This is a genomic window from Sphingobium sp. FW306-1B-F04DB, assembly GCF_058781925.1.
The window spans coordinates 1-1,954 of sequence record NZ_JBYSXE010000111.1 but is presented as its reverse complement, the minus strand read 5'-3'; the positions used below and the strand labels follow the sequence as shown (position 1 = coordinate 1,954).

2 protein-coding genes are annotated in these 1,954 nt (G+C 58.2%); one reads left to right on the top strand and one right to left on the bottom strand.

From position 1 onward, the window contains the following. Window positions 1-185 precede the first annotated feature (185 nt). Complete coding sequence (locus AC3WJD_RS21905) at window positions 186-650, bottom strand: carboxymuconolactone decarboxylase family protein (protein ID WP_492748955.1); 465 nt, start codon at window positions 648-650, stop codon at window positions 186-188. Between the two features lie 121 nt (window positions 651-771). On the opposite strand from AC3WJD_RS21905, the gene AC3WJD_RS21900 reads away from it, so the two are divergent. Then, window positions 772-1,764, top strand: coding sequence for a LysR family transcriptional regulator (locus AC3WJD_RS21900; protein ID WP_492748953.1), 993 nt, complete (start codon window positions 772-774; stop codon window positions 1,762-1,764). Window positions 1,765-1,954: the final 190 nt, after the last annotated feature.

Below are 1,954 nucleotides of genomic sequence, written 5' to 3'. Positions count from 1 at the left end.
AACGCCCCATCTGCGCCCCCCATCATCGCAATGGAGATTAGCACATCAGCACGTTTTTACACAGTCTGGACCCATTGTGGTCATTAGGCACGGGCGGTCGATCGGGTGCGTGTCGCCGACGCACATTGAAAAATGGGGTTGCGGGATGCACGCGGGAGGGGCTGGCGCACCCCGCAACCGCCAACTCAGGCGGCAGCCGTCGCCGACTCCTCGATGGGATGAATCCACCGAAGACCGATCTGGACCCGATTCCACAAGTTGATCGAGCCGATTAGCAGGGTGAGATAAGCGATCTCGGTCTCGTTGAACTGCGCCTTCAACATTGCATAGTCACTATCCGGCGCGTGGGTCTTGGAAATGCGGGTCAGGGACTCGGTCCAGTTCAGGGCGGCCCGCTCCCGATCCGTGAACAGCGGGGAGTCTCGCCAGCCATCGAGCAGATGAATGCGCAAGTCGGTCTCGCCTTTTGAGGTTGCGTCCTTGACGTGCATGTAGATGCAGTAGGCGCAGCCATTGATCTGCGAAGCTCGCAGCCGAACCAGCTCGAGCAGACCATGCTCGAGGCCGCTTTTCTCCGTGGCAGCTTCGACAGCGAGCATTGCCTTCGAACCCTCCGGCGCTGTCTGAAAGATGTTCAATCGTGGGATCATGTCGTCTCCTTTTTTGGTCGTGAATCCGCTGGCGCGGTGCGGGCCAAATGCAGTATTGGAGAGCAAAGATAATCAGCCAAAATGCAGGAACACTGTTCTATTTGATCGAACAATAGGGGCTATGGACCGGCTCGACGCAATGCAGCTGTTTGCACGAGTGGTTGACCGCCGCAGCTTCACCAAGGCTGCTCGCGATCTCGAGATTCCGCGCTCGACGGCAACGCAAGTGATCAAGCAGCTGGAGGATCGACTGGGCGTGCGTCTGTTGCAGCGCACGACACGTACGGTCCGACCGACGCTCGATGGCGAAGCCTATTATGAACGCTGCCTCGCGATCCTTGCTGATGTCGAGGATGCGGAGGATGTGTTCTGCGGGGCCGATCCAAGGGGTCGGCTACGTATTGATCTGCTAGGCACTCTTGCGCGCCACTTCCTCATGCCGGCGATTCCCCAGTTCCTGGCCGACCATCCACGGATCACAATTTCGATGAGTGAGGGAGAGCGTTGGATCGATGTGATCGAGGAGGGCGTCGACTGCACTCTCCGCTACGGCCCCTTGCCGGACAGCGATCTCGTTGCCAGGCGAGTGGCGACGCTTGAATGCATCACCGTGGCATCCCCGATGTACGTTGAGAAGTTCGGACGGCCGGAAAGCTTGGACGACCTGTTAAGTCATCATGCGGTTGTTTGGAGATACATCACGACTGGCGCAGGGCAGCACTTCGAATTTGTCGATGGCCGGCGCGAACGTAAAATTCCCATAGCCGGTCCTCTATCTGTCACTGGCTGCGAAAGCCTTCGACAGGCAGTGTTGCTCGGCCTTGGTCTTGCGCAGATGCCGGTCTTTCATATCGCGCGGGATCTGGAAGAAGGCAGCCTGGTGCGGGTTCTGGCAGATTACCCCGTTCCGTCGGCTCCCGTGTCCGTTGTCTACGCGTCTAATCGGCAGCTTTCGCCACGAGTGCGGTTATTCATCGATTGGGTTGCCCAACAATTTACCGCATATGAGGCGACTAGGTTGAGGCCTTTCCCCGGTTGGCCGTCCGCTGCCGCGTCTGCCAAGGGACGCGACATCACGATCGCATCACCATCCGGGGCCGCGACGGGACGTTAGGCGCTGCGCAGACGTGCTAATGTCTGCTAACCACGGCAAATCGGTCGCGCTGATCCCTTAGGATGATGCTTGAAACCGGACCCTGCTTTGCTGCTTGAATTTGTCCACGCCCACTAGTCATCTGGAACTGAAGTAAGTATCATTGTATATGCCGTTGTTGGATAGGCAGGGGCATTCATGATGGCGGGTC